The sequence below is a fragment of the Alteromonas sp. 4NH20-0104 genome, assembly GCF_057547795.1.
In genome coordinates, this window is sequence record NZ_BAAJLP010000031.1 from 62,013 (window position 1) to 69,316 (window position 7,304).

The 7,304-nt window shown below is 49.9% G+C and carries 8 protein-coding genes; all 8 read left to right on the forward strand.

Going from position 1 to position 7,304, the window contains the following annotated elements; genetic code table 11:
• The first annotated feature begins 9 nt into the window (after nucleotides 1-9).
• The gene (gene rsxA, locus AC27IB_RS18975; RefSeq protein ID WP_296052986.1) at nucleotides 10-591 is read left to right on the forward strand and encodes an electron transport complex subunit RsxA; all 582 of its coding nucleotides are present in this window, start codon (nucleotides 10-12) and stop codon (nucleotides 589-591) included.
• Entirely contained in the window at nucleotides 591-1,157 is a 567-nt protein-coding gene (rsxB, locus tag AC27IB_RS18980; protein WP_296052988.1) for an electron transport complex subunit RsxB, read from the forward strand. The genes rsxA and rsxB overlap by 1 nt, the downstream gene beginning before the upstream one ends.
• Before the next feature lies 1 nt (nucleotide 1,158).
• Nucleotides 1,159-3,513: an electron transport complex subunit RsxC gene (gene rsxC, locus AC27IB_RS18985; RefSeq protein ID WP_487122898.1), complete on the forward strand. Its 2,355-nt coding sequence runs from the start codon at nucleotides 1,159-1,161 to the stop codon at nucleotides 3,511-3,513.
• Nucleotides 3,514-3,515: 2 nt separating this feature from the next.
• Nucleotides 3,516-4,607, forward strand: a complete 1,092-nt coding sequence (gene rsxD / locus AC27IB_RS18990) for an electron transport complex subunit RsxD (RefSeq protein WP_296052992.1) — start codon at nucleotides 3,516-3,518, stop codon at nucleotides 4,605-4,607.
• Nucleotides 4,607-5,257, forward strand: coding sequence for an electron transport complex subunit RsxG (rsxG, locus tag AC27IB_RS18995; RefSeq protein WP_296052994.1), 651 nt, complete (start codon nucleotides 4,607-4,609; stop codon nucleotides 5,255-5,257). The genes rsxD and rsxG overlap by 1 nt, the downstream gene beginning before the upstream one ends.
• Complete coding sequence (locus tag AC27IB_RS19000; protein ID WP_296052999.1) at nucleotides 5,253-5,948, forward strand: electron transport complex subunit E; 696 nt, start codon at nucleotides 5,253-5,255, stop codon at nucleotides 5,946-5,948. The genes rsxG and AC27IB_RS19000 overlap by 5 nt, the downstream gene beginning before the upstream one ends.
• Nucleotides 5,949-5,953: 5 nt before the next feature.
• Nucleotides 5,954-6,586 carry an endonuclease III gene (gene nth, locus AC27IB_RS19005; RefSeq protein WP_296052995.1) on the forward strand — a complete coding sequence of 211 codons (633 nt, stop codon included), beginning with the start codon at nucleotides 5,954-5,956 and terminating at the stop codon, nucleotides 6,584-6,586.
• A 247-nt stretch (nucleotides 6,587-6,833) separates the two neighbouring features.
• Nucleotides 6,834-7,304 (forward strand): hypothetical protein (locus AC27IB_RS19010; protein WP_487122900.1); only part of this gene is annotated, 471 nt, incomplete at its 3' end.

Sequence of the window (7,304 nt, forward strand, 5' to 3'; positions counted from 1 at the left end):
CAAAACCTGATGACCGAATTTCTACTGTTACTGATTAGTACAGTCCTGGTAAATAACTTTGTACTGGTAAAGTTTCTGGGACTTTGCCCCTTTATGGGTGTATCCAGTAAGCTGGAAACCGCCATCGGTATGTCTATGGCCACAACGTTTGTGCTGACCCTGGCATCAGTTTGCAGTTATCTGGTTGAAACTTACCTGTTGCAGCCCCTCGGCATCAGCTTTTTACGCACACTGAGCTTTATTCTGGTCATTGCTGTGGTAGTGCAATTCACCGAAATGGTGGTACATAAAACCAGCCCAACCCTGTACCGTTTGCTGGGGATCTTCCTGCCCCTTATTACTACGAACTGTGCTGTGCTTGGCGTAGCGCTGCTAAATCTTACTGAGCAACATAACCTGGTTGAGAGCATTATTTACGGATTTGGCGCCGCCGTGGGCTTTTCACTGGCCATGATACTGTTTGCCGCCATGCGTGAGAGGCTGGCTGCAGCCGACGTACCTACGCCGTTTAAAGGCGCTTCTATCGCCATGATAACTGCCGGACTGATGTCGCTGGCGTTTATGGGGTTTAGCGGACTGGTGAAGCTGTAATGTTGTTGTCGTCACTACTTGCACTGGGATTGCTGGCCCTGGCATTTGGCCTGGCGCTGGGTTACGCAGCAATTCGTTTTAAGGTCGAGGGGGATCCCCTGGTTGATCAGGTTGACGCTATTTTGCCGCAAACTCAATGTGGTCAGTGTGGCTATCCCGGGTGTCGGCCCTACGCAGAAGCCATTGCCAATGGTGACGATATCAATAAGTGTCCGCCAGGTGGCGAATCCACCATTAAAGAACTGGCTGAACTGATGGGTGTCGAGGCCAAGCCGCTGGACGCAGCCCACGGTGAAGATGCCGCCCCAAAGGTAGCGTACATTCGTGAAGACGAGTGCATCGGTTGCACCAAGTGTATTCAGGCTTGTCCGGTTGATGCCATAGTGGGCGCCGCTAAGCAGATGCACACGGTTATTAATGATGCCTGCACCGGGTGTGACCTGTGTGTAGAGCCCTGCCCCGTTGATTGCATAGATATGGTTACGGTAACCCCCACCACGGCTTCCTGGCAGTGGGATTTTAATCAAACACCCCGTGGCGATATTCCGGTAAAAGTGATTTCCTGACATGCCGTATGATTTTGAGCAGATAGTCGAACGTATCGACCAGCAAAAATTCTGGACATTCCCGGGTGGAGTGCACCCTGACGGGCGCAAGCACCTGTCCAATCAAACCGCAATCGACACCTTACCAATTCCCAAGCAACTGGTTATTCCGGTTAAGCAGCACATAGGTACCGCAGGGACGTGTTTGGTAGCGGTTGGCGATAGCGTACTGAAGGGCCAAACGCTGACCAGCAGCCCCCATCCGTTTTCCATACCGGTACATGCTCCCACATCCGGAGTAGTCACCGCCATTGAAGAACGCACAACTGCCCACCCTAGTGGATTACCCGAACTATGCGTGGTTATTGAAGCAGATGGCAATGATACCTGGGCACCGCTGAGCCCCATTAGTCATTATCAGGAACAGCCAAAATCGACACTGGTCAGTGCGATTTGCGAAGCAGGCATCGCCGGCCTCGGAGGCGCTGGTTTTCCAACCCATATCAAATCAACAGCGCGTAAAAAAGTTGAGTTTCTGATTATCAATGGCGTGGAATGCGAGCCGTATATTACTGCGGATGACCGGTTAATGCGCGAGTTCGCCTGGCAAATTCGCCAGGGCATCGACATTGTCCGTCATCTCATCACGCCGAAAGTGGTTATTGTTGCCATTGAAGATAACAAACCTGAAGCCTATAAGGCGATGCTCCAGGTATGCAAAGATACACCGGCTATCCGGGTGGTCCAAATCCCCACTAAATACCCGGCCGGTGGTGAGAAGCAGCTAATACAGGTATTAACCGGACGCGAAGTCCCCAGAACCGGCCTACCTGCTGATATCGGCGTAATGATGTTTAATGTGGGTACGTGCTACGCCGTTGCCGATGCTATTTTACACGGTAAACCATTAATCCGTCGGGTGGTCACGATTACCGGCGAAGCAGTGCAGAAACCGCAGAATGTGTGGGCGTTAATTGGCACCCCTATTCAGCATTTGCTCACCCAGGCGCAGTATCAGGTTAAAAAACAAAAACAACCCACGGTGATCATGGGCGGACCGATGATGGGCTTTACCCTGCCATCCGTTGACGTCCCCGTGGTAAAAATTACTAACTGCCTGCTGGCCCCCGCCAGGAAGGAGTTAAACCTCCAGCAACGGGAGCTCGCCTGTATTCGTTGCAGTGCCTGTGCCGATGCATGCCCGGTGAGTCTACTGCCACAGCAGATGTACTGGCACAGTAAAGCGCTGGAATTGGATAAAGCAGAAGAATATAACCTGTTCGATTGTATCGAATGCGGCGCCTGCGCTTATGTTTGCCCCAGTGAAATTCCGCTGGTGCATTACTATCGAAAAGCCAAAGCACAAATAAGAATTCAGCGCGACGAAAAAGATAAGGCAGAAAAATCAAAACAACGTTTTGAAGCCCGTAAAGCCCGGCTTGAAAAAGAAAAGCAAGAGCGGGAAGCTAAACATCAAAAAGCGGCTGCTGCACGTAAAAAAGCTACACAACAACCTGCCGCAGCCGAAGAAAGCGGAGCGAAAGACAAAGTAGCTGCTGCACTGGCCAGGGCCAAAGCAAAAAAAGCAGAACAGGCGCAAACCAGTGACGAGTCTGCCAGTGAACAATCCTCCCCGGATAACAACAAAGCCAGGGTAGCCGCAGCAATAGCCCGGGCAAAGGCAAAGAAAACCGGGCAAAGTGCTCCCGCAGAAACCGGGCAGAGCGACAATACAGAAGACGAGCGCAAGGCAAAAGTGGCTGCAGCAGTGGCCAGAGCAAAAGCCAAAAAAGCGGCTGCAACTCCCGCGTCTTCAGCACCTGAAAATACTGAACCATCCTCTGCTGATAATGATTCAAGAGAAGCCCAGCGTAAGGCAAAAATTGCCGCAGCAGTAGCCAAAGCTAAAGCCAAAAAACACGCCGCAGACGAAACCAGTAGTCAGACGGAAGAACCAAACAGCGAACCCGTTGCGCCAGCGCAGCAGGAAGAGTCTGCCGAAGCACAACGCAAAGCCAAAATAGCCGCAGCTGTAGCCAAAGCTAAAGCGAAAAAACAAGCCGCTGACGAAACCAGTAGTCAGACGGAAGAACCAAACAGTGACCCCGTTGCGCCAGCGCAACAGGAAGAGTCTGCCGAAGCACAACGCAAAGCCAAAATTGCCGCAGCTGTAGCCAAAGCTAAAGCGAAAAAACAAGCAGCCCAAGAGCCCGACGATAACGCTGCACAGACTGACAATGAGCCGGCCTCAACCGCTGAAGAGGAAGACTCCCCCGAAGCTCAGCGTAAAGCAAAAATTGCGGCAGCCGTCGCCCGGGCAAAAGCCAGGAAGGTACAGCGAGAAGCGCAGCACAATGGCTCAGAGGATAACGAATAACCATGAAGTTAGTTTTATCGAGCTCTCCACACCAGCATGTGCAACGCAGAACCGATCAGGTCATGCGATTAGTCATCTATGCCATGGTGCCTGGCGTTATCGCCCAGCTCTACTTTTTTGGCTGGGGCGTTTTGGTGCAAATGATAATTGCCCTTGTCACCGCATTGGTCTGTGAAAGTGCGATTGTAGCGTTAAGAAAACGCCAGATTGGCCAGGCGCTGCAAGACTACAGCGCAGTGGTAACCGCGCTGCTACTGGCGGTAAGTTTGCCGCCATTATTGCCCTGGTGGATGACCGTTATCGGGACTTTCTTTGCCATCGCAGTGGTCAAGCAGCTCTACGGCGGCCTGGGTTTTAACTTGTTTAATCCGGCTATGGCGGCCTATGTGATGCTACTGATCTCCTTTCCTGCCGCCATGAGCAGTTGGTTACCACCGGGTGAGCTGGCCGCTCATGCCGTTACCTTCAGCGATGTCGTCAGCGTGATTTTCTCCGGATACAGCAGTAGCGGTTACGATATTAATCAGCTCAGAGCTGGCGTGGATGGTGTTACCATGGCTACGCCTCTGGATTACGTAAAAACCCAGTTAAGTCAGGGGTATACCTATTCTGAAGCCATCCGACATCCGCAATTTACCCAGAGCTTATGGTCATCGGCCAGCCTTGGCTGGAGCGCTGTTGCCCTCGCCTATACATTGGGCGGGCTGGTATTAATCCAACAACGTATTATCAGTTGGCATATTCCCGTCTCACTCATCGCAGGCGTTGCAGTAACCGCTACGTTTCTTTCGATGCTCAATGGCGATGTTTATGGTTCGGCATTGTTTCACTGTGTTAACGGAGCGGTGTTGTTTGGCGCTTTCTTTATTGCTACCGATCCGGTGTCTGCTTCTACGACCCCCAGGGGGCGGTTGATATTTGGAGCCGCTATCGGTTTTTGGACCGTCATTATTCGCACTTTCGGCGGTTACCCCGACGCCATAGCCTTCAGCGTGGTGATCATGAATATGGCAGTACCACTTATCGATTATTACACGCAACCCAAGGTTTACGGTCAGAAAAGTCCGGTTAAGAAAACTCAGGGAGAGTCCTGATGGCACTCAATAGCATGACTAAGAATGGCCTTATCCTTGCCGGATTTGCTTTGGTCACAACCGGCTTAATTGCTATTACCTTTGACGGCACCAAGCAACGTATTGCCGAACAGCGGGCACAGAAAAAGCTGGCTACCCTCAACGAGGTAGTCCCACCCGAGTTATACAATAACCCGCTGTATATGGACTGCATTACCCTGGATGCTCCCGCCCTTGGTGATGAAGCAAAATCAGTTTACCGGGCCCGCCTGGACGGTGCCGATACAGCATTGGCGATTGAATTTACCGCGCCCGATGGATATAGCGGTGATATTGACCTGATTGCCGGCGTCAGTGTAAATGGTGAAGTACTTGGTGTGCGGGTGTTAACTCATCAGGAAACACCTGGCCTGGGCGATAAAATTGAAATGAGCGTCAGCGACTGGATGCTGTCGTTTAACGGTAAATCCTATGATGAAGACCAGGCCAAACGCTGGCAGGTCAAAAAAGACGGTGGCCAGTTCGATCAGTTTACCGGCGCTACCATTACCCCCCGCGCAGTAGTAGGCAGCGTAGCGCGTACTCTGGCTTACGTAAAAGCTAATCAGTCTATGCTTTTCAATACGCCCACCAATTGCCAGGCAACCGCGCAGACCGGAGGACAGCATTAAGATGTTTAAACAGCTTACTATTGATGGTTTGTGGAAAAACAACCCTGCCCTGGTTCAACTACTCGGGCTTTGCCCTTTACTGGCCGTCACCTCAAGCGTTATTAACGGACTTGGACTCGGCCTTGCCACGGCTCTGGTACTTATCGGATCTAACGCTACGGTGTCGATAATACGTCACTGGGTAACCCCGGCCATTCGCATTCCGGTATTTGTCATGATCATTGCCGCTTTCGTGACAATTATTCAGCTGTTGATGAACGCGTTTACCTACGAGCTGTATCTGGCTCTGGGGATATTTATTCCGCTGATTGTGACAAACTGCGCCATTATAGGCCGGGCCGAAGCTTTTGCTTCCAAAAACCCTTTACCGTTATCGGCCTTTGATGGTCTGATGATGGGAACAGGTTTTACTGTTATTCTGGTGGTATTAGGCGGGCTACGCGAGTTTTTAGGCAATGGTACGCTGCTTAATGGAGCCGAACGCCTGTTTGGCGCTGGCGCCGAAAACTGGAAAATAACCATTTTCACTACCGACCATCCCTTCTTGCTGGCCATATTACCCCCCGGCGCATTTCTGGGAATGGGTCTGCTTATTGCTGTGAAAAATATTATCGATAAGAAAATGGCAGAGAAAGCCGCTGCCAGCGAAACGAAAACGGTTGTCCGGGCACGGGTAACTGCAGAGAGTTAGATGTAATGAATAAAGCTAAACGACTGGAAATACTAACCCGTCTGCGTGATGCCAATCCGCACCCAACCACTGAACTCAATTTTTCCAGCCCCTTTGAACTGCTGGTAGCGGTAACGTTATCTGCACAGGCTACTGATGTCAGTGTCAACAAAGCGACTGACAAATTATTCCCGGTTGCCAATACGCCTGAGGCCATTTTCGCACTGGGTGTGGAGGGCCTGAAAGACTACATCAAAACCATTGGTTTATTTAACTCTAAAGCACAAAATGTCCATAAGCTGTGCCAGATCCTCATTGAACAACATAATAGTGAAGTACCAGAAAGTCGTGAAGCACTGGAAGCCCTGCCCGGCGTGGGCCGCAAAACCGCTAATGTGGTACTGAATACCGCGTTCGGGTGGCCAACCATTGCTGTAGACACCCACATTTATCGCGTATCCAATCGCACTAAATTCGCCATGGGTAAAAACGTCGACAAGGTAGAGGAAAAGCTGCTAAAAGTCGTACCTAAAGAATTTAAGGTAGATGTGCACCACTGGCTGATTTTGCATGGCCGCTATACCTGTATCGCCCGCAAGCCACGATGTGGTTCGTGCATAATTGAAGACTTGTGTGAATACAAAGATAAGACTGAATAACAATACGTCTTTTTAAGTCGAGTAGCAGAAGTACTAATAAATGCCACTCAACACAAGCAACATTGATCAGCTAATACCGCATTCCCTTACTTCAATTCTAACATTCTACACTTTTTGTAGAGTGTTGCTTAGGGACCCAGCACTGTCTATTATATGAACAACACCAACTTTTTAGCAGTAAAATAGAACAGATTTTAAGTGAGGTATGTCTGCCACTAAGAAACCCTAATATTCAGAGAGCAACGCCATGAAAATTAATTTTATATTTGTAAGCTTGCTGTGTTCTACCTTAATAGCCTGTAGCCCTAAACCTGAGTTACCCAATTCTGAATTTTTCGACGTAATGAATTCGCCCATAGGCTCTGTTAATTTTCCTAGTAGCTGCAACGCTGCTGCAGCCCCTTTAGTCGAGCGAGCAGTGGCATTACTTCACCACATGATGTACGACGAAGCTGAGTTTTTGTTTAGCAATGCTCTGGTTGAAGACAAAAACTGTGCTATCGCCATGTGGGGCAGAGCAATGAGTAAAATCCATCCGCTATGGCCTGGGAATCCGTCTGCACAGGACTTACAAGAAGGTGCATTTTTAACCGAAAAGGGCCTCAATATTGATGGTAGTACAGAGCGTGAAAAAGCTTATTTGATGACGACTCATGCGTACTTTAATTCTGGCGGCAGTAAATTGAATCGACTTAAAAAATTCGAAGCGGCTTGGAAG